Here is a 25539-nt window from a genome sequence, read left to right on the forward strand (position 1 = left end):
ATTCGTTCTCAATAAAACTGTAATTCAGATTTGAAATTAATAAAAAATATTCAGTCCATCGCAAAGAATGTGATACTGCAGGAAGCTATTGCTTTACAGAATCTTGTTGAAAGGATTGATGAAGAATTTGAAAAGTGCGTATATGCCATTTTAAATTCGGGAGGCAGGGTCGTAGTTTCCGGAATCGGGAAGAGTGCAATTGTGGGCCAGAAGATCGTGGCAACCTTGAATTCGACGGGAACTCCTGCATTATTTATGCATGCGGCAGACGCAATTCATGGCGATTTAGGCATGATTCAGGATAATGATGTGGTGATGGTTTTGTCAAAAAGCGGAGATACGCCTGAAATAAAAGTTCTGGTTCCGTTACTTAAAAGAACAGGAGTGCCGATTATCGCGATGGTAAGTAACAAAGATTCATATCTTGCCCAGCATTCACAGTTTGTGTTGAACGCTCACGCGCCAGTTGAGGCCGATTCCCATAACCTGGCACCGACAACGAGTACGACCGTTTCTATGGCACTGGGTGATGCGCTCGCGATCTGCCTGCTGGAAGCGAGAGGTTTCACACGCCAGGATTTCGCCCGATATCATCCGGGAGGAGCTTTGGGGAAAAGGCTTTATCTGAAAGTTTGTGACATCTATCCCAACAATACGCTTCCGATTGTGGATGAAAATGCTTCTCTGAAACAGGTTATTATGGAAATTACTTCAAAAAGACTTGGAGTGACTGCCGTAAATAATGCCGAAGGGAAAATGGCGGGAATTATTACCGATGGAGATTTACGTCGAATGTTAAATCAACATGCAGGAGAGGAATTACTGCATCTGCGGGCTTGCGATATCATGACGGCTTCTCCTATTTGTGTTGATCCGGAAGATTTCGCGGTCACAGCTTTGGAAATTATGCAGTCAAGGAGTATCACGCATGTCGTTGTTGTTGAAGCAAATATCGTAAAAGGTTTTGTTCACTTACACGATTTGTTGAGAGAAGGATTAGTTTGATTGAAGAATATGATTATGCAAAAAAGGGTTTGAGACTGAAAGTTTAACTTTCATTTCAAACCCTTTTATTTATTGCTAAATGCAGAATTATCTCAATCTGTTCGACTGCTGAACTGTCTTTTCGTCTTTACGGATATAACGGTTAGCCATTACGTTGGCCAACATTGCTGCCACAAGTCCGTAAAAGCCAATGGTATAGTCGCCCGGGATTTGCGGATCAAATAATTTCGCTGCTTTGTAAAAAGTAAGATAAACGACTAAACCCAGCAAAGTGCTCATCAGAATTGAATTAACTGCGCATAAAGCAGATTGCAATACACGGTTGCGAAATTTGATCAGGGCGAAGGCCGCTACTCCCGCGATAACGATGGCAAGAATAAGTAAATAGAGCGCAGAGTCAATATTAGACTGAACCGGATTAAGCTGGTGCGTAAGTTTAAGTGCGGTAAGGGAAGCCTGTTGTTCTCCGCCGACCGCTATTTTAGTCCAGACCGGAAATGATACAAAAACGCCCATTCCGATTATTGTAATGGCCAAAAAAATAGATTGAATACGTTGCAACATGATTTGAAATTATTATTGTTTTGCGGTTGTACTGGACAAAATTAGTAAAGACGCAGATTTTGAAAAATTTTGAAAAAAGAATAATTATACAACCACATCTCCATACAAATCAAACTCCTCCGCAGCATTGATTTTTACATGGGCAAAATCACCCAAACGAACATACTGACTGGCTGAAACGAGAACTTCATTGTCAACTTCCGGAGAGTCAAATTCTGTCCGGCCAATGAAATGTCCCCCTTCTTTGCGGTCAAAAAGAACTTTGTAGGTATTTCCAATCTTCTGCTGGTTCAATTCCTGAGAAATTCCCTGCTGAAGCTCCATGATCGTGTCCGCACGTTCCTGTTTGATTTCTGTCGGTATATCATCAGGCATTGTGTAAGAATGCGTATTGTCTTCGTGTGAATACTGGAATGCACCCAGGCGGTCGAAACGCATTTTTTCAACAAACTCATAAGTTTCGTCAAAATGGGCTTCTGTTTCTCCGGGATGGCCGACAATTAAAGTTGTACGTAAAGCAATTCCAGGCACCTTATCGCGGATAATATTGATCAGATCTTCCGTTTTTTCACGCGTGATACCTCTGCGCATGGATTTCAAAATCTCCGAAGAGCCTGCCTGCAAAGGCATATCCAGATATTTGCAAATGTTGCTGCGTTCGTTCATAACGTCAAGAACGTCCATCGGGAAACCGGCAGGATATGCATATTGCAATCTAATCCACTCAATGCCTTCCACATCAGAAAGCTGAGCCATCAGATCAGATAAATTTCTCTTTCTGTAAATATCCAGACCATAATAGGTAAGATCCTGAGCGATCAGGATTAATTCTTTCGTACCACGTTTGGCCAATGATTTTGCTTCTTTTACCAATTCCTCAATGGGACGGGAAACGTGCCCGCCACGCATAATTGGAATAGCACAAAAACTGCACGGGCGGTCACAGCCTTCTGCAATTTTCATGTAAGCGTAATGTGTAGGCGTTGTAAGCAAACGTTCGCCAACCAGCTCGTGTTTGTAATCAGCCTTTAAGGTTTTAAGCAGGCGAGGAAGTTCATTTGTTCCAAACCAGGCGTCTACGGTAGGAATTTCTACTGAAAGTTCATCTTTATAACGGTGAGATAAACAACCTGTAACATATACTTTATCTACAATTCCGGCTGCTTTTGCGTCTGCGTAACGAAGGATTGTATTAATGGATTCTTCCTTGGCATTATCAATAAAACCGCAGGTATTGATCACTACAATCTGGGAATTATCCTTTTTTGATTCGTGCGTTACATCAAATCCATTTCCCTTTAACTGAGTATATAAGACTTCCGAATCAACCAGGTTTTTTGAACAACCCAGCGTGACGATATTTACTTTATTTGTACGTATTCCTTTGGTTTTCATAGGATGTAGCCATCGGCGGTTAGCTTTTAGCTATTAATTTTTATTGAATAGATATTCATCAAACCACCGGAAGTCAGAAAAGTTTCCTGTGAAGTAGTTGATAATGAACGGTCAAACGGGGTGCAAAGTTCGTGAAAAATTGAATAGCAATTTCTATCGGGCGATAGAATAGTTTTAATTTGAGAATTATTAATTCCAGAGATGCTATAATTTGATTTTTCGAGTTGCCTTTATTGCGGAAATGCTTCTGCTGGAATGGATAATATTTAACACTTCAACTCTGATAAGTGTAATTTTATATATAACCAAATAACTGCCGCGTCGTATATTTCTATATTTTTTTGACTTAGTTGTTAAATATCTGCATTCTGGATGATGTAGGTAATTTCTGGAGAGATCCTGAATTTGAAAATTAAATTCATCTAGAAAGACACTGGCGGAAGCAAAAGAAAATGTTTCAATACCGTAGACGAATATTTCTTCTAAGCTTAGCAATGACTGCTTACTCATTACTACTTCGAGTATTTCGTCTTCCACCTTTCAATTTTCTGATTGACTTCTTGTGAAGTGTGAAAAGGACCATTTTCAGACTCTTTAATCATAGTTTTTATTTCCTGATCACTCATTGGAGCACCTGGAATTACAAGACTATTTTTTGAAGTTTTTAATTTTCCCATAATCAAATGTAGAAATTAAGTCTGTTTGAAACAAATTTTTTGCCGGGTGATATAATTAAACAAATGATCCAGATTTTATTAATGGAAATCGCTTTTCAGTAAACTTGACAAGAATTTTCTTAAAGTATTCTCGTATTGCCCAAGTGCCTGGTACCCGATCGGTGAGAATAAATGATTCTCCATTTTTTAGGGAATAAATAGAATATCCAAATTGTATTTTACCACCGCTACTGATGACCTCAATGTGTTTAATATCGCCCTCACCGAGGGTATAAATTTTCTCAGGAAAATCGATTTCGACAATTTTACTCTCAGGGTAATAAATGAGTTTAATATTTTTAGTGCGATACCAGTAATTTATATCCAGATAGAGATAAAATGACGGAAGACTTAGAAAGAGCAAGGAAATAAAAATAATTGAAGCGGAATTTCTCCAGTCAAATAGATAAACCGAAGTAGTGAAAGTATCCGGGACTTTACTAAGTAGGTATAGCCCTCCAAGACCAATGTAGTAGAAAAAGAGATTGTCAAACTTGGTAAAATACTGAAAAGCACTTATCTCGTAAGACCGGGAAATTTTTAAGGGGGAGTATTTCCCAACAGTATTCTCGGAATATCTCAGAAGTTGCCAGATCGCCCAGCCAAATATTCCGAAAAATATAGAGATAAGCAGCAATGAATCCGTCTTGTTCATAACAACAGCGTTATCTGATGAACGATCGTCCAAAATAACGTTTTACTTGTTATGAAAAAAGCTTCAAAGGAATGGAGTAACTTTAAACGCTATCGGTGGTTAAAATCAGATTTTCTTGAACAAAGAATCAACAAATTCACTTCGGTCAAAAACCTGCAAATCTTCCATTTTTTCGCCAACTCCGATATATTTGATTGGAATCTTGAATTCGTCAGAAATTCCAATAACTACGCCACCTTTCGCTGTACCATCTAGTTTGGTAATAGCCAGCGCAGAGATCTCAGCAACTTTTGTAAACTCACGAGCCTGAATTACAGCATTTTGCCCTGTACTTCCATCCAATACAAGTAAAACTTCATGTGGAGAATCAGGAATAATTTTCTGCATCACGCGCTTGATTTTCGACAGCTCGTTCATCAGATTGACTTTCGTGTGTAATCTTCCGGCTGTGTCAATAATAATAACATCAGCCTTAATTTCCATACCACGTTTCAGTGCATCATATGCAACAGCAGATGGATCCGTATTCATTCCATGATCGATTACCGGAACGTCAACGCGTTTACCCCAAAGCTTTAATTGTTCAACAGCCGCAGCACGAAAAGTATCGGCAGCGCCCAAAACAACTTTATGCCCGCGCGAGTGAAACTGATGCGCCAGCTTTCCGATCGTAGTTGTTTTTCCAACGCCATTAACACCGACCACCATAATCACATAAGGTTTTGGCAAATGTTCTGTTTCAAAACTATCAGTTACGTCAACCGATTTATTTTCTGTCAGAAGTGAAGCGATTTCTTCACGTAAAATAATATCCAGCTCAGCGGTTGTCGCATACTTATCTCTCGCAACGCGCTCCTCGATACGTTTGATAATTTTTACTGTCGTTTCAACACCTACATCAGAACTTACAAGAATATCTTCCAGTTCATCAAGCACATCTTCGTCAATTGTCGTTTTTCCAACGATTGCACGTGAAAGTTTGCCGAAAAAACTGTCTTTGGTTTTTTCAAGACCCTTATCAAGCGTCTCCTTTTTTTCTTTTGAAAAAAACCCAAATAAACTCATAATCAGATGTATAGGTTAAAATCTAATATTTTTAGTATGCCAAAAGTATCATATTACTCCCGCATGAATGTTTTTAGAACCCAAAAATAAAACAAAAAAGTCCCTCGTGGGACTTTTCGGGCAATCTATATTAAAACCTTCGTAAACATAAGGAACGAAACCTTAGTTTTTAAGGGCACCTTGTACACCTTCTACGGGTACCATTTCTTCTTTGAAGGTCCAGGCTCCTGTTTTTGGAGACTTCACGGCTTTAATCACTTTGGCAAATGATTTACCGCCTTCTTTTTTCAGGGTAGCAACTACTTTCTTTGCCATGTCTGTATATAGTTAATATGTTATTGTATATATTAAATGCTATTGTAATTACGACATATTGCCAACGTTAAGCCAGCAAAAATATAAAGTAATTACTTAATCTCTTTATGAAGAGTATAACGTCTTAGGAAAGAATTGAATTTTTTCAATTCCATACGACCAGGCGTATTTTTCCGATTTTTTGTCGTTATGTAACGTGACATTCCTGGTACACCCGTAGTCTTTTGCTCGGTGCATTCCAATATAACCTGTACTCTATTACCTTTCTTAGCCATTACTTTACATCGTTTTACAAATAGGACTGCAAAAGTAAGAAGATTTCATATTATTTAAAAAACTTATTTCAAATAAAATTTAGATAAATAATAAATTTAAAGAATTTCTTCATCTTGAAAATTATTTAACTTGTTGATTTACAAAATGTTGAATTGTATATTAAATTTGGGTCATTTCACGATTTATAATATAAACTAGGAAAATCTGCCGCAAACTTGCTTTCTTCGTGTAGAGATTATGCGTGAAAATCGATAATCGGGCGGAATTACTTTAAATATGTTTAAAAAAATGGCACTTAAAAAATGTACTTCTCTGGCAGTTATCGCCATAGCTACATCAATTTGGATCGGCTGTTCTTCGAAGGAAGATAAAGCCCAGTATGATACTTTTTATGGCTCAGGTAGCAAAGCACGTGAAGAATCGGCTCTAACCGCTCTTCAAGCTGAAAGAAAAAATGCTCTTGAAAAGCCGGCGACCGAAGAAACGAAACCTGCTGCAAGCGCTGACTCTTCAAAGGCTGCTCCTGCTGCGGATACTGCATCTTCGGCCCCTGTTGCGGCGGCAAAACCTGCCGGACGGAAAGCGGTTCCAGCAGAGGTTTCAGCTTTGCTTAATAAACATGCCTGCTTAGCTTGTCATAATCCTTATGATAAAGTGATCGGACCTGCTTATGCAGAGGTAGCAAAAAAGAATTATTCAGTGGAGCAGATTATAGAACTGGTTCATGCTCCAAAACCTGAGCACTGGCCTGGTTACCCGCCAATGGCACCTATGTCGCATGTTCCAAAAGCAGATATTGCGATCATCGCGACGTGGATCAATACGCTGTAAGTTTGAGATTAGGGAGTTTAACATAGAAAAAACGGGTCGTTCATATGCTGGACGGCCCGTTTTTGTATCTTTGCTAAAGAATTTGTAACCAATATGACTGAAAGCATAATCAATCCCTCAGAAGTGAGTGAAGAACTTCTTGCCTCTTACGAAACCGTAATTGGCCTCGAAGTACATTGCCAATTATTAACTGAGTCTAAATTATTTGCTCAGGATCTGAACCGTTTCGGCGCAGAACCTAATACCAACATAGGGCCGCTGACACTTGCGCTGCCCGGAACTTTACCGAAATTAAATAAAAAAGCTGTTGAATATGCCGTACGAATGGGTTTAGCCCTGGGTTGTTCAATAAGCCGACGCACAATTTTTGACAGGAAAAATTATTTTTATCCGGATCTTCCGAAAGGTTATCAGATTTCGCAGGACAAAAAACCGATCTGTGAAAACGGTGGAATAACGATTTCAGTCAAAGGGAGCGACGGGAAATTATATGAAAAGTTTATTCGTTTTCATCATATTCATTTAGAAGAAGACGCAGGGAAATCGGTTCACGATGGTAGTGATACTGACACGCTTCTGGACTATAACCGTGCCGGAACGCCTTTGGTGGAAATGGTATCGGAGCCTGATTTAAGATCGGCAGAGGAAACAGGAGCTTTTGTGACTGAAATTCGTCGTTTGGTTCGATATCTTGATATCAGCGATGGAAATATGGAAGAAGGATCGCTGCGCTGCGATGTGAACGTTTCGCTTCGGAAAAAAGGTGATACCAAACTGGGCACGAAGGTCGAAGTGAAAAACATGAACTCCATCCGTAACATGATGCGGGCAATCACGTTTGAAACGCGTCGTCAAATTGCGATGCTGGAATCGGGTGAAACAATTCAGCAGGAAACCAGAATGTTTGACGTCGAAAGCGGACAAACTTATGGCATGCGTGTGAAGGAAACCATGAATGATTATCGTTATTTTCCCGATCCTGATTTAAGTCCGGTCGTGATTTCCGAAGAATGGCTTGGAGAAATTACTGCGGCAATGCCAGCCTTACCCCAGGCATTGCGGGAAAAGTTTACAAAACAGTATGGAATTCCTGTTTATGACGCGCTGGTTTTGACAGACACGAAAGAAATGGCTCAATATTTCGAGGATGTTTGTGCTAAAACTTCGGCTTATAAATCTGCCTCCAACTGGCTGATGGGGTCAGTAAAATCATACGTGAATGAGCACGACGGTAACATAGAATCTTTCCCGATTTCGGCGCAGACACTTGCTGAGCTGATTGAGTTAACAGAAACAAATGTGATCAGTAATTCGGTTGCAACGCAAAAGATATTTCCGATTTTGCTCAATGAACCAGGCCGTTCTCCAAAAGAGATTGCCGCGACAAATAACTGGATTCAGAATAGCAATACAAACGAATTGGAAACGTTGGTAGATGAGGTTATTGCATCAATGCCTGATAAAGTCGCTGCTTACAGAAAAGGGAAAAAAGGTTTGCTGGGATTATTCGTGGGTGAAATCATGAAAAAATCTAACGGAGCCGCTGATCCAAAAATGGTCAACCAGCTTCTTGCGGAAAAATTGTAAAGAAAAATATTCTAAAAGATATTGCGAAGGTTAATTATGAAAAAACGCATTAAAACTGGCTTTTTGATTATAGGATTAGCCTTGTCAGGAATTTCGGTAATGGCTCAGGGACAAATTTCTCCCAAACCGTTCACCATTAATGGTAAAGTCAAAAACGGTTCCGCGGGCGAAAAAGTAATACTATCGCAATCGCTGATGACTGGAAATGCTTTGAAACTGGATTCCGCGAAACTGGCGGCCGATGGAACTTTTACGATCAAGGCAACAGAAAATGATGGCGGTAGCTTTTACATGTTGAACCTGGCTGACAGGCAGAAACTTGTTCTACTTTCGGAAGGCGGCGAGACATTTAATATCGTTGCCGATGGATTTGATAAAGACAGCAAGGGAAATGCTGGCAAAGCGGAAATTACCGGCTCCAAGAACATGGAGTATTATGCCAAACTTCTTGAATTAAATCAGAATATGGCGTCAAAAGTCGCTGTTTGGAATGAAGCTTATGCAACTGCAGAGGCAAAGAAGGATTCTAAAAAAATTGGAGAAATTCAAGTCGCTTATAAAAAGGCAGAACAGGAACATCTTGACAAAATAAAAGCACTGATCCCTGAAATGGGAACTTCACTGGTTGCGATCTTTACAGCAAATAACTTTTTGAATCCTGATACTGACCTTGCGCTTTTGCAGGATGTAGCAAAGAGATTTGAAAATGTAAAACCAACGCCCAAACTTGCAGAAGCATTTGTTGGTCAGGTAAATCGCATCAAAGGAATTTCAATTGGTGATGTTGCGCCGGATTTTACTTTGAACGATCCTGATGGGAAGCCGATAACACTCTCGTCATTGCGAGGAAAGTTTGTTTTAATTGATTTCTGGGCTTCGTGGTGTGGCCCTTGTCGTCAGGAAAACCCGAATGTGGTTCGCATGTACGACAAGTTTAAAAGCAAAGGTTTTGATATATATGGTGTGTCTTTGGACAAAGAAGCAAATGCCTGGAAAAATGCCATTAAAAAAGATAATCTGACCTGGCTTCACGGATCCGATCTTAAATTCTGGAATTCTGTTGTAGCGCAGACTTATGGAGTAAGTGCAATTCCGCAGACTTATTTGCTGGATAAAGAAGGAAAAGTAATCGCTAAAAATCTTCGTGGGCCAGCTTTGGAAGCGAAATTGACAGAGCTTTTACCGTAATATTGAACTGGTTTGTAAATATAAAAGCCGCGGGATCAGTCTCGCGGTTTTTGTATTTACAAACCCTTACTCTTCGTAATAAAACAGGAGCGGATCCGGATACTTAAAAGTGTAAGGATAGAATTTTGTAAGTTTTTCAGCAGAAATAATTTTGAAATCCGGCTTGATTTCCGGGTCAGAAAATGTTGGTGCTTCCCAACCAAATTGAGCGCAGGATTTTTCGTAAACTTCCCTTCGTGTCGGATGCAAAGCCGCGACGATATTAAACGTTTCGTTTAAAATTCCTTTTGTGATAATGGTTGAAATAATTCCAGCTGCATCGTCCCGGTGGATGTAATTAACCGGAATAGAAGCCGTAGTCATATCTTTTTGTCCACGTACATATTTTCCTGGTATACGGTTGTAGCCCAACAATCCGCCATGTCTCAGTATTGAAACTTTTCGCTCTCCACGCAGTGCCAGTAGTAAACTTTCAGCTTCAACCAACGCAGGAGAAGCCGATTGCTCAGGGCTCGTTACATCATTTTCTACCACAATTCTATTTAAATCCGGATAAATGCTTGTTGAACTAACATAAATAATTTCTGTGATTGGCGAGCGCTCAATTTGTTCGATAACGGACTTAATTTGTCTGGGATGAAAGTCTGCTTCGTTTTTTGACAGTTTAGGCGGGATAGCAATTATTAGCGTATCTGCTTCAAAAAATGATTTGATCTGAGATCCTTCACCGTTTAATTCAGGATCGAGATTGAACAAAAATGGCTCGATGCCAGCTTGTCTGAATTGCTCAATTTTGTCGATGGAAGTTGTGCTGCCTTTGATAACGGATGAAATATCGTCTGCAAGCAAACGTTGAGCTAACGGAAAGCCGAGCCATCCGCAGCCTAAAATGCTTATCCTTTTTTTTTCTATTTTTGTATTTTTATCAACCATGATTATTCGTCTTTACCGAATGTTTTATATACGCACTTTTATTTTTGCCAGCATTCTTGCTTTGGTATTTTTGTCTTGTAAAACAGATTCCAAACAGGAAGCAGAGTCTGACACAGGAGCAATCCAGATAAATATTTCCGTTGAAGATCTCGACAAGCAGCTCTTTGCCTGCAAGTCTGTTGAGGAAGTACAAAGTTTTTTGGATAAACATTCCTACTTATCCCAATGGTATTTCACAGATGCCCCCGTCGAAAAAACGCAGTTAGCTGCACATCTTTTCCAGATTTTACAAAATAAGGATTTTCAATCTTTTAAAACGCAGCTTGACTCGATTATTGGTGACAGAAATATTGCAATTATCAATCCTTTGAAAGAATCTTTTCAACGTATTGCAAAAGTCTATCCGGAGTTTCAGGCACCGCAGGTTAAATTTATGGTGACTGGTTTTACAGGAAATGATCTTTTTATATCTGATACTTTGATCGTTATCGGCCTTGATTATTTTGGTGGACCGAAGGCAAAATACCGTCCTGATGTTTACGATTATCAGTTGCAGCGTTACCAAAAAGAATACATTGTTCCTTCGATCATTTTTTTTATGTCGAACAAATATAACCATGTCAACGCATCGGACCGGACACTTCTGGCCGATATGATTGGTTATGGAAAAGGTTATGAATTTGTAAAACAAGTTATGCCGAATACGCCGGACAGTCTTATTTTAGGTTATTCCGAAGAAAGTTTGCGAAGAACTTACAACAGCCAGGGCGATATCTGGGCATTTTTTGTCAGTAATAAACTGCTTTATGAAACGACAGATCTAAAAAAGCAAAAATTTATTGGTGAACGTCCTTTTACGGTTGAGATTGGAAATGAAGTTCCTGGCGGAATCGGACGATGGCTGGGCTGGCGAATTGTCAGTAAGTTCATGTCTGAAAATCAAAATGTGACTTTGCCCGAGTTGATGAAAAATGATAACGCCGGAAATATCTTGCAAGCTTCCGGTTACAAAGGCGAAAAGGATGATGAGGAGTAGATTTTTGCTTACTTTTGTCCGTATTGAGTAAAATTTTGTCAGCAAGATTTTACAGCTCACAAGAGTAGATGATTTAACGACGCCCGGCGGCTGTTTTAAACTGAGATAATGCCTGTAACATTAATAATTTTCCTTCTTTTGGTACCTGGCTTCGTTGTGATCGGAGTTTATCTTGAACGTAAAGTATCGGCTTTTATTCAGGATCGTCTGGGACCTATGGAGGTTGGGAAATGGGGTTTGTTGCAATTATTTGCGGATTTACTGAAATTACTTCAAAAGGAAGATATAGTACCAAAAGCGGCTGACCGAAGGCTTTTCCTGATTGCTCCGATTGTCATTTTTGCCTCTGTTTTTACCGGATTTGCAGTCGTTCCACTGGCTCCTGATCTTGGCGGCTCCGGCGCCGCAGTGGGTGTATTTTTTCTGATGACAATTGTTTCTGTCGACGTGATCGGCTTGTTAATGGCTGGTTGGGGATCGAATAATAAATTTGCATTATATGGGGCCATGCGCGCCGTAGCACAGATTATTTCCTACGAAGTCCCGCTAGGATTATCCATTCTCTGTGTTGTAATGCTTTCTCAAACGCTTGATTTACAGGTGATCAGTTTTCAGCAAGGAATTTATTCCGGTGATACCGTTTATCTTTTTGGTATGAGAAGGTTTGGAATTGATGTCACGGCTGTCGGAGGATTTCTTTCCTGGAATATTATCAGAAATCCCTTCCTGATCATCGCTTACGTTGTTTATTTTATCGCATCACTTGCTGAATGTAACCGGGCACCTTTCGATTTACCAGAAGGAGAATCGGAGTTAGTTGCTGGTTTCCATACAGAATATTCCGGTATGCGGTGGGCACTTTTTATGCTTTCAGAATATGGCATGATGCTGCTTGTGTCACTCCTGGGCGCAATTTTGTTTTTGGGAAGCTGGAATACGCCATTTCCAAATATCGGTCCGCTGCGTCTGGCTGACTGGACGAGCGGGGAGCCTGGTACCTGGTTTGGTTACCTGTCTGGTGCCTTCTGGCTGCTGGGAAAAGCAATGCTGGGTATTCTGATACAAATGTGGGCGCGTTGGACATTACCACGTCTGCGTGTGGACCAACTGATGTATCTCGGATGGAAAGTTTTGACTCCGGTCGGACTGGTTTTATTTTTTGTTTCCGGCGTCTGGAGATTGCTGGGGATTTGATTTTAGTCTATCAAATTGGATAAATTAATTGAAAAACCGTCTAAAATCTTTGACTTAACTTCGCCGTGATGTTTTGCGTAAGAATATCTCAGGAACTCCATATCACTACTTTCCAGAACCTCAATTGATTTCTTTTTAGGATCTACAAGCCAAAACTCCCGAACTCCAAATATTTCATAAAAATATTTTTTTGTGTTGAGATCATGGTATTTGTTCCCTGATAGTATTTCTATTATCAAATCCGGTGCCCCAATAATTTTTGGATCTTTGGTGACAGCAACGTTTGTGTTTGAAATGAAGAAAATGTCAGGTTGATATACGTTTGTCTCATCGAACTCGACATCCAGAGGCGCGCACAAAACTTCGCCAAGATCATTTTGTTTCACAAAACTGTGTAACGAAAAAAATAAATCACGCAGAATTCTCTGATGCTGATAAGTTGGGGAAGGCGACATAGACAAAGTTCCACTGATAAGTTCATAGTAAGGAGGACCGTCCGGCAATTTTTGCAGATCGGAGGCCTTATAACGAGTATTGAGTATCAATGGCGTATTTGTGTCCATAACTAGTCAACTATTTCTGCACCATCCAGAATATAATTCATCTGATAAATGTCGTCAGCATTTAACTTCAAAGTTCCCTGAAAAGTCAGGCGTTCGTCAGTTTTAAATTTACGTCCGTTTTTCTTGAAATTTAAAGTCATGACCGTTTCCGGCCCAGCTCCGCCGCAGAAGAAGCATGCGCTGAATGGAAATGCCGATAACACATATAAATTGGCATCCAGGTCGACAGGCAGTATGTATCCTGTAATTGTTACAGGTTGGTTTTTCAATTTCTGGATACTTGGTCCAAAAGTCGGATGCAGCATATATATTGATTCTTCCGCATACCACTTCTTTTTAAAAGTAACATCACGCAAAGTTTCCCAGGTTAATTTAATGGGAGCAGAACTTGGTGTAAAAGAAAATAATGTGGCGAAAAGCAGCGCGATCGCTATGAAACGTATGGATTTCATGTTATTTAAATATTTTTATACAAAAAGGACTCAGGTAGTTAAACAAAAATACGACTAATATCATTCCTCTGCCAGTGTTCGCGATATATTCAGTCTGTAAATGCCCAACGAAGGCAATGCAGCCGCCAGCAAACCGAGAAACAATGCCCCGATCAATAGAAAAATTTCTTCCGGCAACAAACTGAATTCGCGAATTGAATAGTTATAATCTTGTTCAGCAGCCCGGCTGAAAAGAAATAATCCAAAACGGCTTAATAGTACGCCCGATAGATATCCGGTAACTGCCAAAATTAAACCTTCCAGAAGAAGCATTAAAAATAGTTTCGTTCTGGTCGCGCCCATGGAGAGCATCAGCGCCATTTCGTACTTCCGTTCTTTAAGTGAATTATAAAGTGAAATAAAAACGCTTACGCCGGCGATCATGATGATGACAAGCGCCAAGGCGCGCAGGGTATCGATTCCGACGCCTAAAAGTGAAAATAATCGATTAATTTCTATGCTCGGAAGTGCGGCCTGCATAGAAGTATTTTGATTAATCTGGCGGGGAATGGTGATTAATCCCATCGGATTTCTGAACTGAATTAGGGCGCTTGTTACTTGTTTTTCTTCATCGTGATGCTGTTCGCCCATATCTTCTTCATGTGCAGGATCGCTTTCTTTAACATCGTCAGCTGGTGCAGCAGCAGCTTTTTCTTCCGAATGTTCATGAATTTCCCAGACACTTTCAAGATTTGTCAACACGAGCTGGTCAACGACGGAACCTGTTGGTTCAAACATGCCTACGACTTTATATTTTTTATCATTATGTGCTTCTCCATCCGAACCAAGGCCATGTGAACTGGCAAAAGTATCACCTATTTTCAGTCCTGAGTTTTTGGCAACTTTGCTCCCAAGCGTCACATCCATTGGCTGACTGAACAATGCGCCCTCAGCAATTTTGGCCTGAAAATGGTCCACATATTTCGGCGTTGTGCCTACGATCCTGAAACCATGATAATTATCACCCATGGAAAGCGGGATAACGGTTTTAACAAATGGATTCCGTTTTAAAGAATTTACTTCCGAAAGCGGAACATTTCCTGTGGGTGCGTCGATCTGATAAATGCTGGAAAGGATAAGCTGCAGCGGACTTCCCTTCGCCCCCACAACCATATCAATGCCTCTAATATTCCTACGGAATTGTTCGTCCAGCTGTTTATTTAAAAGCAGCAACAAAGAGATCATTCCGATGCCAAGCGTCAGCAGCATCGCGCTGAGGAAGCTGTTTAACTTTTTCTCTTTTAGGTTTGCTAAGCTGATTTTGAGAAGATTCATTAGAATTTAAAAGTATGGATTTGGACTTGCCTTGTAGAAATAATTTAGCCGGATAAAAGACGATACTACAAAAAGACCTGATTCGGAAATTCATCTTTTAAACGCTGGTCGTGCGTGACAACCACCAGGCTGGCTCCAATTGAGAATGCCTGATTTTTTAAAAGTTCAACAACTTTTTGGCAGTTGCTGTCGTCAAGACTCGATGTGGGCTCATCAGCCAGGATTACGTTTGGATTATTCATCAGCGCTCTGGCTATGCTCACACGCTGCTGCTCTCCCTGACTTAATTGTGTTGTTTTTTTTTGTAAATGATCTGCAAAACCCAATTGTTCAGCCAGGTACGTCGCCTTCTCTTTATCCTGTTTGTTTCCGGATAAATAGCTTGATAGTAAAATGTTATCCAAAACAGACAATGCCCCTACAAAGTGGGCGCGTTGGTAAATAATCCCCAAATTCTTTGCCCGGATATCAGTGCGTTCCGACGGGGATAAACCTGATAATTCTTTGCTGTTAATATGAATATTTCCAGAATCAGGTTTCAGTAACAAGGCTAGTAAATGAAGGAATGTGGTCTTCCCCCGGCCAGATTGCCCAAGAATTAAAAGCGCTTCCTTATCCGCACAATTTATATCAGGGAAAATAAACTGCTTCTGCTGAGAATATGAAAATTGAAGGTTTTTCGTAGTAATCATTATGCCGGGATCTGATTTTCTATTATACAATAATACTAAATTTTGCGTGCTAAAAAGGATTGCAGATATTATTTAAGGTTTCTACAAGTTACTTTTTACAGCGCTTCCAGTATTATTATAACCTAACAAGAAATATGATGATTTAAATTATTAGGCTGCACAAATAAATTAAGAAGAAATACGTTGAAAAGGAGATATATCCTGAAGAAAACCAGCAACTATTCTATTTTTGCAAAAAATTGATCCAAAATGATTAAAGATTTTCAAATGAGGCCGATAAGCAAAAAGCTTGTATTTTTTTTAATACTGGGGTTATTGGTGATAAATTACAAGACTGAGGCGCAGGTAAGACGTGGTACTTTTATTCCTTATTCTTCTGCCGGATTCGGGATTGGAACTTCAAGTTATTATGGTGATATGGCGTCATATACCACACCTTTAAGGTCAACTTTCGGTATGATGCGTTGGAGTGTAACTGGAAATTACACCAGACATTTCACACCAAGGCTGGCGGCAAGAGCTTCTTTTACCTATGCAAGAATTGTTGGGGATGATTATGAAATGAACAAGAAAGATCCAACGAATATTCGGTTTCCACGAAATTTGAGTTTTAGAAATGATCTTAAAGAATTTGCTGTTGTCGGGATATATAAGTTAACCCCGGATAGCAGAAGTTATGACCGTCGTCCGCAGTTCGGAGCCTATTTGTTTGGCGGGATTGCAGCTGTTGCACATAATCCTAAGGCAAAGGATGACACAACCGACGAGTGGGTTAAGTTACAGGCTCTTGGCACCGAAGGGCAAGGAAGGCCTGGATATGCAAAAGCATACTCATTAATTCAGATGGCTATTCCAATTGGAATAGGCGTGCGTTATAAGATTAATAGCAGATTTGATATAGGTGCAGAGCTAGGTTTCAGATTTACATTTACAGATTATTTGGATGATGTTGCTGGTACTTATGCGGATCCATCTATTTTTGCGGCTGATCCACTCGCTCTGAAATTTTCAAACAGATCTTTGGAGCCAACTTCTACCAGAAAAGGAAAGGATAGAACACCAGGCCTAATAGAATATGTAAAAGCTGCCTACAATATTGATACAAACGATCCGTATGCGGCGCTGCAGTCACAAAATTATGGAAGTGTTGGTAATGAACGTGGATTTAATGCAAAAGGAAATGATAATTACCTGACAGGAACTATAAGTGTTCACTACATTATTCCGTCTCAGATCAAATGCCCGCCGCTGAAATAATTTGAATTTTGTTGAGGAAAATATTTTGAAAAAGATACAAACGAAGTTTTTTTACAGGTTATTTATTCTGCTTATCCTTTGCTTTTGTGGGCAAACGGATAAGGTTTTTGCTCAAAAAATAGAGGTTGGCGGAGGCCTGGGTGTCTTTAATTACAAGGGTGATATTTCTCCATCATTCAAATTCCGTTTTTTTAAACCGGGAGGAAGTTTATTTTTCAGGTACAATCCAAATCAGGCACTTTCGCTTCGCGCAGAAGTTGCTGCAGGCCTCATAGGTGCCGATGATAAATACAGTGAAGATCCAGTGCACTTGGCGCGTAACAGATCTTTTCGTACCAGAATTACCGAGGCCAGTGCCGTGGCGGAATATAACTTTCTCGACTATCAGGAAAAAAGATTTGCTGTAAACTGGACTCCTTATGTTTTTGGTGGCTTGGGAATTTCAAATTTTAAGCCTGACGTGGTAACTGCTGATTACAAAACAACCAGCCTCGTTATTCCTTATGGTGTCGGGATAAAATACCAGATTAAAAGACCATGGAATATTGGTCTGGAATATGGAACGCGTAAAACATTCAGCGATTATTATGATGATCTGGGCGGAAACCCGATAACCACTATTCCAACCGATCAGGGCGATCCCTCCAGAAAGGATACTTATTACTATATTCGGTTATCAATCAGTTACACATTTTACAGAATCGTTTGCCCTTAACTCCTATGAAGAAAACTCTCCTGATCATTTTATTAGTTATCACAGCCGGTCTTGCAGGTTTTTTTATCCTTAAAAAATACACCAAAACATTTAGTCCTGCTTCGGTTGCTGCGTATCACCAAGATGGTATTGATGTCGAAGTAAATTACAGTCAGCCAGCAAAAAAAGGCAGATATATTTTTGGCAGAGAAGAAGATAAGGCGCTGGTGCCTTATGGAAAAGTCTGGCGTACGGGTGCCAATGAGGCTACGATTATTAAATTCGATAAGGACGTCAAATTTGCAGGACAAGTCGTAAAAGCTGGAATGTATTCTTTGTGGACAATCCCTGGTCAATCGGTCTGGAAGGTTATTCTCAATAGTGAGACGGGTCAGTGGGGAACAGAGTATCATGACGGTCGGGATTTGCTTAAAGCCGACGTTAAAATTCGCGTCAGCCGGAAGGTTGAAGAACTTTTCAGAATATACTTTCAGGAACAACCCGATGGCGTAAATATGATTCTAAGCTGGGACCAGACCGAAGCGATTATTCCAATCCAACTTCAATAATCTTAGTTTAAATTTTATGTTTGTTGAAGCTATTGAAGCGGTAGATCAATTTACCCGCCCTATTCATTTCATTGCCCGTTACTATGGTGGCAGTGATATTATCCCCGGCACCGGAACACTCTTTTTTGTAAATGAAAACGGTTACGCAATCACATGCAGACATGTCGCCCAACAGATACTGCACGCCAACCATATTTACGAAAATTACCTTAAATTTAAAAGTGAATTAAGGCGTTTCGAGCGTGACCCCAGCTATGAAACGCAACGACAATTTCTGGAAGGAAAATATAAAATCAACGGAGACGCTCCGATCCGTATCCTTTTCAATTTTATCAGTTGTGTGGATGCTTATAAGAGTCTGACAATCCATCTTCACCCCTCTCAGGACCTTGCGATTATTCAGTTTAAAGATTATGACGTTAAGTTGTATCAGGGTTATGCACATTTTTTGAAAGATACACGAGCCGTGAAACAAGGCCGGTATTTATGTCGTCTGGGATATCCATTTCCGGAATTCACCAATTATCATTTGAATAAAACTACCAATGATATTGAATGGACAAAAGATGGACGTATAAACACACCGAGTTTTCCTATTGATGGTATTATTACGAGGCATATCGGAGGAGAAAATAATGGTGTGACAGGAATTGAAATGAGTACACCCGGTCTTCGCGGACAAAGTGGTGGACCTCTTTTTGATACCAACGGTATTATTTATGGCTTGCAAAGTGCCACCAGGCATCTTCACCTTGGATTTGATCAGGTTAACCGCGAAGTAATCACAGACGGACATAGGAAAAGAGTTTCGAATTATCCATTTTTGAATGTCGGACAATGTGTTCATGTTGATGTGATCAAAAGTTATCTCCGGGAAAAGAAAATTGATTTTTACGAAATTGACTGACCGGTAGTTTTTTATGGTCGGGTACTTTTTAAAAAAAACATCGATCAGACATGGCGGTTTTAGATAAAGAGTATATCAGAAAGGAGCTCGCGGAGGTATATGAGTTACCGGTCAACGCAATTGCGTCTTATAACGAATTTGGGTACGTAAAACTCAAAAATGTTTTGAGCGCAGAAGCACTGGAATATTACAGCGAGCTCATTACAGACCTTGTTTTTAAATTGAACAAGCTTACTAAGCCGATGGAAGAGAGGACAACCTACGAACGTGCGTTCTTACAGATTATGAATTTGTGGCGGGAAGATGAAGAAGTTAAAGAATTTGTTTTCTCGAAGCGCCTCGCAAAAATAGCCACTGATTTAATGCAGGTGCAAGGCGTCAGGCTTTATCATGACCAGGCACTTTACAAAGAATCTTCAGGAGGAATAACGCCATGGCATGCTGATCAGTTTTACTGGCCATTATCGTCACCTAAAACAGTAACTGTCTGGATTCCGCTTCAAAAAACTTTGATGGAAATGGGACCGCTGGCATTCGCTGAAAAAAGCCATACGGTTGAAATTGGACGCGATCTCGAAATCAGTGATGAAAGCGAAGCGTTAATGACTGAACAATTAAAGCAATTCGCTGTGAACGAAACTCCTTTTGATCTGGGTGAGGTCAGTTTTCATGCAGGCTGGTTATTTCACCGCGCCGGAGCGAATGCTTCCGGAAAGGCGCGAAAGGTTATGACGATGATTTATATGGATAAGGATCAGCAGATAACAGAGCCGCGCAATACCTATCAGCAGGCGGACTGGGAAGTCTGGCTTTCGTCGCAACCTGTTGGCGGACCGGCAGACGGACCTTTAAATCCTATACTTTTTACCTACTAACAGGATTTTGAAAGTGATTAAAAAATTGCTTTCAATTCTTCCAATCGGCGGATATCGTATGTCGGAGTTTCTTCGAATGTAAGTCCGGCGGGATTGACATAAACTGTATCCAAACCGAATTGTTTTGCTCCCAGAACATCCGCAATCCAGTTATCGCCGATCATGATACTTTCTTCCGGCACTGCGCCTGAGACTTCCAGCGCGTAAGCAAAAATCTTAGGATCGGGCTTCTTGGCGTTAGCGTTTTCAAAAGTTACTATGTTTTGGAAAAAATGGCTGATACCGGAGCTTGCGATTTTCTTCGCCTGGATATCATTAAAGCCATTTGTAACGATATGAAGATTATAACCTTTTCCGGAAACATAATCAAGCAATTCCAGCGCGCCTTCCAGCAAATGCTTTTTCTGGGGAAGTGTTTGCAAATAGACTTCACCAATTTCTTCATGATTATTGGGGCATGAAACACCTAATTCTTCAAAAACCATCTTAAAACGATTCTCACGTATATAGGTGTGGTGGATCAGGCCCCGATCAAATTTATCCCAAAGTTCCGTATTGATTCTTAAAAAAGACTGAACAAAATGGTCAAGCGATGTAATTCCGTGACTTGTTAAATTGGAATTGTGGAATATATCCGTTAAAGATTCCGAACTGTTTCGTTCAAAATCCCAAAGCGTGTGGTCAAGATCAAAAAAAAGATGTCTGTATTTCATAAAATTTTATGCGCACATTACTCCTGCAAAAGTCGCAAAATTTATTCTGAAAATTTTTATTTCATTTTTATACTAAATGATCCGAAAGGATGTACGTCATCGTATATTATTTGATAAGTTCAATTATTTGCATCAATAAGTCTAGGCTTTTTAGGGCATATCTGTAAATCCCCTTTTTTGTCAATTACTTGTTAACAGTTGTTAATTAGAAATAAATTAGAAAAAAAAGGAGTGCAAAGATTTGCAAATCAATTGTCAAATCCATTTCTTTGATTAATATAATTCAAAATACTGTTAAATCACATTATTTCACACTTAACCAGAAAGGAGAAACAATATAGACGAACTGCTCTACGTTAACTAAATCGAATAGTAAAATGGAGAAAGTCCAAGTTAGCGACAGTGAGTTGGTAACATTGTATATTCGTGGTAATGAGAAGGCTTTTGAAAAGCTTGTTCAGCGCCATAAGTCAAGAATTTACACGACTATTTATCTGATTGTCAAGGACCAATATGTAGCCGAGGATTTGTTGCAGGATACATTCATTAAAGCAGTTGACACTATAAAGTCAGGTAGATATAACGACGAAGGTAAATTTTTGCCCTGGATTATACGGATCGCACACAACCTAGCCATTGATTATTTCAGACGCGATAAACGCTACCCCAATGTAGTGTTCGAAGATGGGAGCAGTGTATTCAATACACTGGACTTCTCGGAGGATTCCGTTGAGTCAATCCAGATTCGGCAAGAGACGCACGAGCAGCTGAGGGAAATGATCCAACGGCTACCGGATGTACAGAAGCAGGTTCTGATCATGCGCCATTATGAGGACATGAGTTTTCAGGAAATTGCTGATGCGACAGGTGTGAGTATTAATACGGCATTGGGTCGTATGCGTTACGCGTTGATAAATTTGCGCAAGCAATTCAGCCAACGTACCCCGCAGTATGACAAAAACTTTTACTTACGATGATGTTGTTAGGTATCTGTATGCCGAAACTACACAAAATGAAAATGATTCCATCGCCGAGGCTCTGACACTCGATGACGATTTAATGAACTTTTATCTGGATTCCCTTGAAATCAAGGATCAGATGAACAAGATTGTACGAACTCCGTCCGATCGTTCTGTCCAGAAAATACTTCATTTTTCACGACAATATTCACAGAAACAATCTGCAACTGCGCTTTCCTGTTAGGAACGTTAGGTAGATTGTTTCTTCGTTTTTAGTCGGTCCTTTCAGATCATTTCTGAAACAGATATTCTGTGTCTTCAAAATTTTGAAGACACAGAATACTTTATTGTCCAGTTTGCCAGCTTCCATTAATTTTATGAACCGAAAAGAACGTTTCAGGTTATTTTTAGAATATTTTACAACCAATTTTCCCGAACCTGAAACTGAGCTGCATTATACTAATCCTTACGAATTATTAGTTGCAGTGATACTGTCTGCACAATGCACGGACAAAAGGATCAATATGGTCACGCCTGCATTATTCGAGCGTTTTCCTGATCCGGAGTCATTGGCCGCATCCAATGCAGAAGAAGTTTTCACTTACATCAGGTCAATTTCTTATCCTAACAACAAAAGCAAACATCTGGTCGGAATGGCAAGATTGCTGACCGGGAAATTTAATTCGGAAATTCCTGCTTCAATTTCAGAGCTTCAGGAGCTGCCGGGTGTTGGCCGCAAGACAGCCAATGTAATTGCGTCAGTGATTTTCAACCAGCCTGCGATGGCAGTTGACACACATGTATATCGTGTGTCGCGTCGTCTTGGATTAGTGCCGTCTACCGCCACAACGCCCCTGGCAGTCGAAAAAGGATTGATGCGCCATATCCCAAAAGATGTGGTGCCGAAAGCGCATCATTGGCTTATTTTACACGGCCGTTATATTTGCCTTGCCCGAACGCCAAAATGTAATGTTTGCCCTCTGACTTCTTTTTGTCTGTACTTTGAAAAAATGAAAATTTAAATTTTTTTAAGAAGTCTTCCAACCTTTTCCGCTCTTACCAAGTCTTTACATATAGATTGGAAAAATATTGATGAATAACCGTTAAAAACTCAGGTAACAAAATGAAGAGTACATTTCTAAAATTGGGTCTGTTGGCAGCTGTGGTCGTGGGTATGGTGTCCTGTAATGATTCTGTTGAAAATGATGACGAAGCGAAAATCGTTGAAAATGAGCAGCAAATTGAAAAATATTTAGCTGATAGTTCAATTACGGCAACGCGTGATTCCTCTGGTTTGTATTACGTGGTAAAAAAGTCAAATCCGACGGGTGCTAAACCAAAAACACAAGAAGCCGTTACTATTAATTTCAATGCTTATCTATTGAACGGGACTAAAATATGGTCGTCAGAAAATGCAGATAAGTATCCATTCATGAGGCCGTATGGTTTAGGTTTTTTCTTGGGAGGCGTTGAACGAGGTCTAAACTTGATTCGGACAGGAGAATCAGCAACTTTTTACATGCCATTTTACCTGGCGTTCGGATCGTTTGCATATGATAAAATTCCTGCCTATTCGGTAATTAAGATGAATGTTGAGTTCGTAAGTAGCCGCACGGAAGTAAAGCAGATTGACGATTTTATTCAGCAAAAGCAATTTCCTGTATCAGAAAGAAGTACTGATAACTTGGTTATAGTTCGAACAAATACAGTTACAGGCGATACAATTGGATCAGGAAAGGTAGTTTCAATTGCCTATAAAGGAAAACTTTTAACAGGCGAGGTGTTTGATAAAGGAGAAAAGCCTTTGTCTTTTACAACCGGAAGAAATGAGGTTATTCCTGGATTTGATAGAGCGATTCGCAAGATGAGAAAGGGTGAGAAAGCCACTATTATATTTCCTTCTACTCTTGGTTATGGAAAGAATGGGGCGAAAGATGGTTATGGCAATTACGTCATTTACCCTTATTCTCCTCTTCAGTTTGATGTTGAAGTACAGTAATACTATTGGGTTTTCAGTTGCCTGGATTGTGTTCAATCCAGGCACTTTTATTTTTAGGATTTATAGATCTGTGTATTCTCGACAAATCCTCGTCGCTCAAACCTGACCCCGAAGGCAAACAAAGTCCCATCTCAAAAAGCCGTTCGGAGATATTTCCTCCAAAATAAGGTACTCCTCTGAATACAGGCTGTAAATGAAGAGGTTTCCATAAGGGCCTTGATTCAATATTTTCTTTTAATAAAGCCAAACGAACACTTTCACTGGTCATACCATTTGATAATTGAGGATCAATCAGTATACAGCTCAGCCATCGATTGGAGAAACTGTGCTTTGATTCATTTTGGAAAGATATTCCAGGTAAGTTTTTAAGTTCCCGCTGATAAAATTCAAAATTCGAACGGCGTTGTTTCACTCTCTGCTCAATCACTTCGAGTTGTGCCCTACCTATTCCTGCAGAAACATTGCTCAGCCGATAATTATATCCAATTTCTGAATGCTGGTAATGCGGAGCTTCATCCTTCGCCTGTGTGGCAAGAAATTTTGCCTTTGAAATAAAGGATTTATTATCCGATAAAATCGCTCCGCCTCCGGAAGTGGTAATGATCTTGTTTCCGTTGAACGAAAGAATGCTCATTGTTCCAAATGAGCCTAATTTTCTGCCTTTGTACATTGCCCCCAAAGCTTCTGCGGCATCTTCAACAAATGGGATTTCGTATTTATGGCAGATCGATAAAATTTCATCCAGCTGAACCGGCATACCATAGATATGCACGCCGATAATGGCTTTGGGTTTTTTGCCACGATGGATATAATGTCTAACGGTGCTCTCCAAAACGTCCGGACACATATTCCAGCTTAACATTTCACTGTCAACAAACACTGGTATTGCTCCCAAATAAATGATCGGGTTTGCACTCGCAGCGAATGTAAAAGTCGGGCAAATGACAATGTCACCTGGTCCAACATCCAGAGTTTTCAAAGCAAGATGTAAGGCAGCTGTACCGGACGACAGTGCGGCTGCATGCGCGATTCCCACGTATTCGCATAAAGATTGCTCAAAGGCATCAATATGTGGTCCGGCGGGAGCAAGATAGTTGCTGTCCAGTGCTTCCTGGATGTATTTTAACTCATTCCCGCTTTGATGTGGCGGTGATAACCAGATTTTCTTCATAACGTATAAGAAATAATTCTGGCCGGATTGCCGCGTACGATTGTTCCGTCCGCGATATTTTTGGTAACCACACTTCCGGCAGATATCAGGCAATTTTTCCCAATTGATAAACCAGGAATTACAATACTTCCAATCCCGATCAATGTATTTTCGCCAATAGTAACATTCCCACCAAGCACAACACCCGGGGCGATATGAACGAAATCTCCGATATGGCAATCATGATCCACAGAAGAAGATGTGTTAATAATAACATGTTTTCCAATCACTGCATCTGCTTGCACGACGGAGTTTTGCATCATGCAGCTGCCGGCTCCCATTTGCGCAGTATCATCCAAAACAGCAGATGGATGAATTATTTTCCCGAATTCATGCAGGATTTGTGTCGCTAACCGCCTCCGGCTAAGATTATCACCTATGGCAATTATTAGCTTTTCATCCCGGAAAAGATTTGGGTTATATATGTTTGTTACCGGTGTTTCAAAAAGATAATCTTTCAAAATATCATCATCAAAAATGGCCTCTATTTTGTGTCCACAGGCTTTTAAAATCGAAATGATCACTTTTGCATGTCCACCTGCGCCGTATACAAGCATAATTTAGTTGTTGAAAAA

30 protein-coding genes are annotated in these 25539 nt (G+C 40.1%); 15 read left to right on the plus strand and 15 right to left on the minus strand.

The features are described from left to right. Positions 1-30 precede the first annotated feature (30 nt). On the plus strand, positions 31-1005 hold the full coding sequence (locus L0657_RS14865; RefSeq protein ID WP_235151591.1) for an SIS domain-containing protein: 975 nt from the start codon (positions 31-33) through the stop codon (positions 1003-1005). A gap of 87 nt (positions 1006-1092) precedes the next feature. Here the strand turns inward: L0657_RS14865 and L0657_RS14870 are convergent, their stop codons facing one another. The 7 genes from L0657_RS14870 to rpmG all read right to left on the minus strand — a co-directional run bounded on the left by L0657_RS14870 (position 1093) and on the right by rpmG (position 5990). Beyond that, a complete protein-coding gene (locus tag L0657_RS14870; RefSeq protein WP_235151592.1) occupies positions 1093-1569 on the minus strand; it encodes a DUF4293 domain-containing protein in 477 nt (158 codons plus the stop codon). 84 nt (positions 1570-1653) lie between these two features. Beyond that, the gene (gene rimO, locus L0657_RS14875; RefSeq protein WP_235151593.1) at positions 1654-2964 is read right to left on the minus strand and encodes a 30S ribosomal protein S12 methylthiotransferase RimO; all 1311 of its coding nucleotides are present in this window, start codon (positions 2962-2964) and stop codon (positions 1654-1656) included. A gap of 204 nt (positions 2965-3168) precedes the next feature. After that, positions 3169-3474, minus strand: a complete 306-nt coding sequence (locus tag L0657_RS28170) for a type II toxin-antitoxin system RelE/ParE family toxin (RefSeq protein WP_409015074.1) — start codon at positions 3472-3474, stop codon at positions 3169-3171. Positions 3475-3696: 222 nt separating this feature from the next. After that, positions 3697-4335 (minus strand): hypothetical protein, encoded by a 639-nt coding sequence (locus L0657_RS14880; RefSeq protein ID WP_235151594.1) that lies wholly within the window; start codon positions 4333-4335, stop codon positions 3697-3699. Between the two features lie 105 nt (positions 4336-4440). Then, on the minus strand, positions 4441-5400 hold the full coding sequence (ftsY, locus tag L0657_RS14885; protein ID WP_235151595.1) for a signal recognition particle-docking protein FtsY: 960 nt from the start codon (positions 5398-5400) through the stop codon (positions 4441-4443). 162 nt (positions 5401-5562) lie between these two features. Further along, complete coding sequence (locus L0657_RS14890) at positions 5563-5715, minus strand: DUF4295 domain-containing protein (protein WP_090340287.1); 153 nt, start codon at positions 5713-5715, stop codon at positions 5563-5565. Between the two features lie 92 nt (positions 5716-5807). Beyond that, positions 5808-5990 (minus strand): 50S ribosomal protein L33, encoded by a 183-nt coding sequence (gene rpmG / locus L0657_RS14895; RefSeq protein ID WP_137341032.1) that lies wholly within the window; start codon positions 5988-5990, stop codon positions 5808-5810. 289 nt (positions 5991-6279) lie between these two features. Here rpmG and L0657_RS14900 point away from each other — a divergent pair, with 289 nt between their 5' ends. The 3 genes from L0657_RS14900 (at position 6280) to L0657_RS14910 (ending at position 9597) form a co-directional block, all read left to right on the plus strand. Next, on the plus strand, positions 6280-6822 hold the full coding sequence (locus L0657_RS14900; protein ID WP_235151596.1) for a hypothetical protein: 543 nt from the start codon (positions 6280-6282) through the stop codon (positions 6820-6822). A gap of 93 nt (positions 6823-6915) precedes the next feature. After that, entirely contained in the window at positions 6916-8409 is a 1494-nt protein-coding gene (gatB, locus tag L0657_RS14905) for an Asp-tRNA(Asn)/Glu-tRNA(Gln) amidotransferase subunit GatB (protein ID WP_235151597.1), read from the plus strand. A 36-nt stretch (positions 8410-8445) separates the two neighbouring features. Continuing rightward, positions 8446-9597 carry a TlpA disulfide reductase family protein gene (locus L0657_RS14910; RefSeq protein WP_235151598.1) on the plus strand — a complete coding sequence of 384 codons (1152 nt, stop codon included), beginning with the start codon at positions 8446-8448 and terminating at the stop codon, positions 9595-9597. A gap of 66 nt (positions 9598-9663) precedes the next feature. On the opposite strand, the gene L0657_RS14915 is transcribed toward L0657_RS14910, so the two are convergent. Continuing rightward, positions 9664-10530, minus strand: a complete 867-nt coding sequence (locus L0657_RS14915; RefSeq protein WP_235151599.1) for an NAD-dependent dehydratase — start codon at positions 10528-10530, stop codon at positions 9664-9666. Between L0657_RS14915 and L0657_RS14920 the strand changes: the two genes are divergently transcribed. Then, entirely contained in the window at positions 10529-11566 is a 1038-nt protein-coding gene (locus L0657_RS14920) for a gliding motility protein (RefSeq protein ID WP_235151600.1), read from the plus strand. The genes L0657_RS14915 and L0657_RS14920 overlap by 2 nt on opposite strands. A gap of 108 nt (positions 11567-11674) precedes the next feature. Then, complete coding sequence (locus tag L0657_RS14925; protein WP_235151601.1) at positions 11675-12760, plus strand: complex I subunit 1 family protein; 1086 nt, start codon at positions 11675-11677, stop codon at positions 12758-12760. A gap of 2 nt (positions 12761-12762) precedes the next feature. Here L0657_RS14925 and L0657_RS14930 read toward each other — a convergent pair whose 3' ends face one another. The 4 genes from L0657_RS14930 to L0657_RS14945 form a co-directional block, all read right to left on the minus strand. Continuing rightward, complete coding sequence (locus tag L0657_RS14930) at positions 12763-13323, minus strand: Uma2 family endonuclease (protein WP_235151602.1); 561 nt, start codon at positions 13321-13323, stop codon at positions 12763-12765. A gap of 2 nt (positions 13324-13325) precedes the next feature. Next, the gene (locus L0657_RS14935; RefSeq protein ID WP_235151603.1) at positions 13326-13775 is read right to left on the minus strand and encodes a DUF3299 domain-containing protein; all 450 of its coding nucleotides are present in this window, start codon (positions 13773-13775) and stop codon (positions 13326-13328) included. Positions 13776-13835: 60 nt separating this feature from the next. After that, a complete protein-coding gene (locus L0657_RS14940; RefSeq protein ID WP_235151604.1) occupies positions 13836-15089 on the minus strand; it encodes an FtsX-like permease family protein in 1254 nt (417 codons plus the stop codon). 65 nt (positions 15090-15154) lie between these two features. Further along, positions 15155-15781, minus strand: a complete 627-nt coding sequence (locus L0657_RS14945) for an ABC transporter ATP-binding protein (RefSeq protein WP_235151605.1) — start codon at positions 15779-15781, stop codon at positions 15155-15157. 249 nt (positions 15782-16030) lie between these two features. Here L0657_RS14945 and L0657_RS14950 point away from each other — a divergent pair, with 249 nt between their 5' ends. Genes L0657_RS14950 through L0657_RS14970 form a run of 5 tightly spaced genes read left to right on the plus strand, consistent with a single transcriptional unit; the run spans position 16031 to position 20083 of the window. Then, the gene (locus tag L0657_RS14950; protein WP_235151606.1) at positions 16031-17038 is read left to right on the plus strand and encodes a DUF6089 family protein; all 1008 of its coding nucleotides are present in this window, start codon (positions 16031-16033) and stop codon (positions 17036-17038) included. A gap of 25 nt (positions 17039-17063) precedes the next feature. Further along, positions 17064-17753 carry a DUF6089 family protein gene (locus L0657_RS14955; RefSeq protein WP_235151607.1) on the plus strand — a complete coding sequence of 230 codons (690 nt, stop codon included), beginning with the start codon at positions 17064-17066 and terminating at the stop codon, positions 17751-17753. Positions 17754-17758: 5 nt separating this feature from the next. Then, positions 17759-18301, plus strand: coding sequence for a DUF2911 domain-containing protein (locus L0657_RS14960; protein WP_235151608.1), 543 nt, complete (start codon positions 17759-17761; stop codon positions 18299-18301). 16 nt (positions 18302-18317) lie between these two features. Further along, entirely contained in the window at positions 18318-19208 is an 891-nt protein-coding gene (locus L0657_RS14965) for a trypsin-like peptidase domain-containing protein (RefSeq protein WP_235151609.1), read from the plus strand. 50 nt (positions 19209-19258) lie between these two features. Further along, positions 19259-20083, plus strand: a complete 825-nt coding sequence (locus L0657_RS14970) for a phytanoyl-CoA dioxygenase family protein (RefSeq protein WP_235151610.1) — start codon at positions 19259-19261, stop codon at positions 20081-20083. 17 nt (positions 20084-20100) lie between these two features. Here the strand turns inward: L0657_RS14970 and L0657_RS14975 are convergent, their stop codons facing one another. Further along, the gene (locus L0657_RS14975) at positions 20101-20796 is read right to left on the minus strand and encodes a YjjG family noncanonical pyrimidine nucleotidase (protein ID WP_235151611.1); all 696 of its coding nucleotides are present in this window, start codon (positions 20794-20796) and stop codon (positions 20101-20103) included. 377 nt (positions 20797-21173) lie between these two features. Between L0657_RS14975 and L0657_RS14980 the strand changes: the two genes are divergently transcribed. The 4 genes from L0657_RS14980 to L0657_RS14995 all read left to right on the plus strand — a co-directional run bounded on the left by L0657_RS14980 (position 21174) and on the right by L0657_RS14995 (position 23754). Further along, positions 21174-21773 (plus strand): RNA polymerase sigma factor, encoded by a 600-nt coding sequence (locus tag L0657_RS14980; RefSeq protein WP_090340234.1) that lies wholly within the window; start codon positions 21174-21176, stop codon positions 21771-21773. Then, positions 21748-21999, plus strand: a complete 252-nt coding sequence (locus L0657_RS14985) for a hypothetical protein (RefSeq protein ID WP_235151612.1) — start codon at positions 21748-21750, stop codon at positions 21997-21999. Before L0657_RS14980 ends, L0657_RS14985 begins: the two co-directional genes overlap by 26 nt. Positions 22000-22132: 133 nt before the next feature. Next, the gene (gene nth / locus L0657_RS14990) at positions 22133-22777 is read left to right on the plus strand and encodes an endonuclease III (RefSeq protein ID WP_235151613.1); all 645 of its coding nucleotides are present in this window, start codon (positions 22133-22135) and stop codon (positions 22775-22777) included. Positions 22778-22878: 101 nt separating this feature from the next. Beyond that, positions 22879-23754 carry an FKBP-type peptidyl-prolyl cis-trans isomerase gene (locus tag L0657_RS14995; RefSeq protein ID WP_235151614.1) on the plus strand — a complete coding sequence of 292 codons (876 nt, stop codon included), beginning with the start codon at positions 22879-22881 and terminating at the stop codon, positions 23752-23754. Positions 23755-23767: 13 nt separating this feature from the next. Here L0657_RS14995 and L0657_RS15000 read toward each other — a convergent pair whose 3' ends face one another. Then, positions 23768-24925, minus strand: coding sequence for a DegT/DnrJ/EryC1/StrS aminotransferase family protein (locus tag L0657_RS15000; protein ID WP_235151615.1), 1158 nt, complete (start codon positions 24923-24925; stop codon positions 23768-23770). Beyond that, positions 24922-25521 (minus strand): acetyltransferase, encoded by a 600-nt coding sequence (locus tag L0657_RS15005; protein ID WP_235151616.1) that lies wholly within the window; start codon positions 25519-25521, stop codon positions 24922-24924. Before L0657_RS15005 ends, L0657_RS15000 begins: the two co-directional genes overlap by 4 nt. Between the last annotated feature and the right edge of the window lie 18 nt (positions 25522-25539).

It is taken from the genome of Dyadobacter sp. CY345 (assembly GCF_021502725.1).
GTDB lineage: Bacteria > Bacteroidota > Bacteroidia > Cytophagales > Spirosomataceae > Dyadobacter.

What these genes read in the sequence shown, in the direction of transcription:
- L0657_RS14880 (WP_235151594.1), bottom strand. Translation starts at nt 4,335, where the DNA reads ATGAACAAGACGGATTCATTGCTGCTTATCTCTATATTTTTCGGAATA.
- L0657_RS15005 (WP_235151616.1), bottom strand. Translation starts at nt 25,521, where the DNA reads ATGCTTGTATACGGCGCAGGTGGACATGCAAAAGTGATCATTTCGATT.
- L0657_RS14900 (WP_235151596.1), top strand. Translation starts at nt 6,280, where the DNA reads ATGGCACTTAAAAAATGTACTTCTCTGGCAGTTATCGCCATAGCTACA.
- rimO (WP_235151593.1), bottom strand. Translation starts at nt 2,964, where the DNA reads ATGAAAACCAAAGGAATACGTACAAATAAAGTAAATATCGTCACGCTG.
- L0657_RS15000 (WP_235151615.1), bottom strand. Translation starts at nt 24,925, where the DNA reads ATGAAGAAAATCTGGTTATCACCGCCACATCAAAGCGGGAATGAGTTA.
- L0657_RS14970 (WP_235151610.1), top strand. Translation starts at nt 19,259, where the DNA reads ATGGCGGTTTTAGATAAAGAGTATATCAGAAAGGAGCTCGCGGAGGTA.
- ftsY (WP_235151595.1), bottom strand. Translation starts at nt 5,400, where the DNA reads ATGAGTTTATTTGGGTTTTTTTCAAAAGAAAAAAAGGAGACGCTTGAT.
- L0657_RS14925 (WP_235151601.1), top strand. Translation starts at nt 11,675, where the DNA reads ATGCCTGTAACATTAATAATTTTCCTTCTTTTGGTACCTGGCTTCGTT.
- nth (WP_235151613.1), top strand. Translation starts at nt 22,133, where the DNA reads ATGAACCGAAAAGAACGTTTCAGGTTATTTTTAGAATATTTTACAACC.
- rpmG (WP_137341032.1), bottom strand. Translation starts at nt 5,990, where the DNA reads ATGGCTAAGAAAGGTAATAGAGTACAGGTTATATTGGAATGCACCGAG.
- L0657_RS28170 (WP_409015074.1), bottom strand. Translation starts at nt 3,474, where the DNA reads ATGAGTAAGCAGTCATTGCTAAGCTTAGAAGAAATATTCGTCTACGGT.
- L0657_RS14910 (WP_235151598.1), top strand. Translation starts at nt 8,446, where the DNA reads ATGAAAAAACGCATTAAAACTGGCTTTTTGATTATAGGATTAGCCTTG.
- L0657_RS14975 (WP_235151611.1), bottom strand. Translation starts at nt 20,796, where the DNA reads ATGAAATACAGACATCTTTTTTTTGATCTTGACCACACGCTTTGGGAT.
- L0657_RS14945 (WP_235151605.1), bottom strand. Translation starts at nt 15,781, where the DNA reads ATGATTACTACGAAAAACCTTCAATTTTCATATTCTCAGCAGAAGCAG.
- L0657_RS14980 (WP_090340234.1), top strand. Translation starts at nt 21,174, where the DNA reads ATGGAGAAAGTCCAAGTTAGCGACAGTGAGTTGGTAACATTGTATATT.
- L0657_RS14935 (WP_235151603.1), bottom strand. Translation starts at nt 13,775, where the DNA reads ATGAAATCCATACGTTTCATAGCGATCGCGCTGCTTTTCGCCACATTA.
- L0657_RS14870 (WP_235151592.1), bottom strand. Translation starts at nt 1,569, where the DNA reads ATGTTGCAACGTATTCAATCTATTTTTTTGGCCATTACAATAATCGGA.
- L0657_RS14965 (WP_235151609.1), top strand. Translation starts at nt 18,318, where the DNA reads ATGTTTGTTGAAGCTATTGAAGCGGTAGATCAATTTACCCGCCCTATT.
- L0657_RS14950 (WP_235151606.1), top strand. Translation starts at nt 16,031, where the DNA reads ATGATTAAAGATTTTCAAATGAGGCCGATAAGCAAAAAGCTTGTATTT.
- gatB (WP_235151597.1), top strand. Translation starts at nt 6,916, where the DNA reads ATGACTGAAAGCATAATCAATCCCTCAGAAGTGAGTGAAGAACTTCTT.
- L0657_RS14960 (WP_235151608.1), top strand. Translation starts at nt 17,759, where the DNA reads ATGAAGAAAACTCTCCTGATCATTTTATTAGTTATCACAGCCGGTCTT.
- L0657_RS14985 (WP_235151612.1), top strand. Translation starts at nt 21,748, where the DNA reads ATGACAAAAACTTTTACTTACGATGATGTTGTTAGGTATCTGTATGCC.
- L0657_RS14995 (WP_235151614.1), top strand. Translation starts at nt 22,879, where the DNA reads ATGAAGAGTACATTTCTAAAATTGGGTCTGTTGGCAGCTGTGGTCGTG.
- L0657_RS14920 (WP_235151600.1), top strand. Translation starts at nt 10,529, where the DNA reads ATGATTATTCGTCTTTACCGAATGTTTTATATACGCACTTTTATTTTT.
- L0657_RS14930 (WP_235151602.1), bottom strand. Translation starts at nt 13,323, where the DNA reads ATGGACACAAATACGCCATTGATACTCAATACTCGTTATAAGGCCTCC.
- L0657_RS14940 (WP_235151604.1), bottom strand. Translation starts at nt 15,089, where the DNA reads ATGAATCTTCTCAAAATCAGCTTAGCAAACCTAAAAGAGAAAAAGTTA.
- L0657_RS14890 (WP_090340287.1), bottom strand. Translation starts at nt 5,715, where the DNA reads ATGGCAAAGAAAGTAGTTGCTACCCTGAAAAAAGAAGGCGGTAAATCA.
- L0657_RS14915 (WP_235151599.1), bottom strand. Translation starts at nt 10,530, where the DNA reads ATGGTTGATAAAAATACAAAAATAGAAAAAAAAAGGATAAGCATTTTA.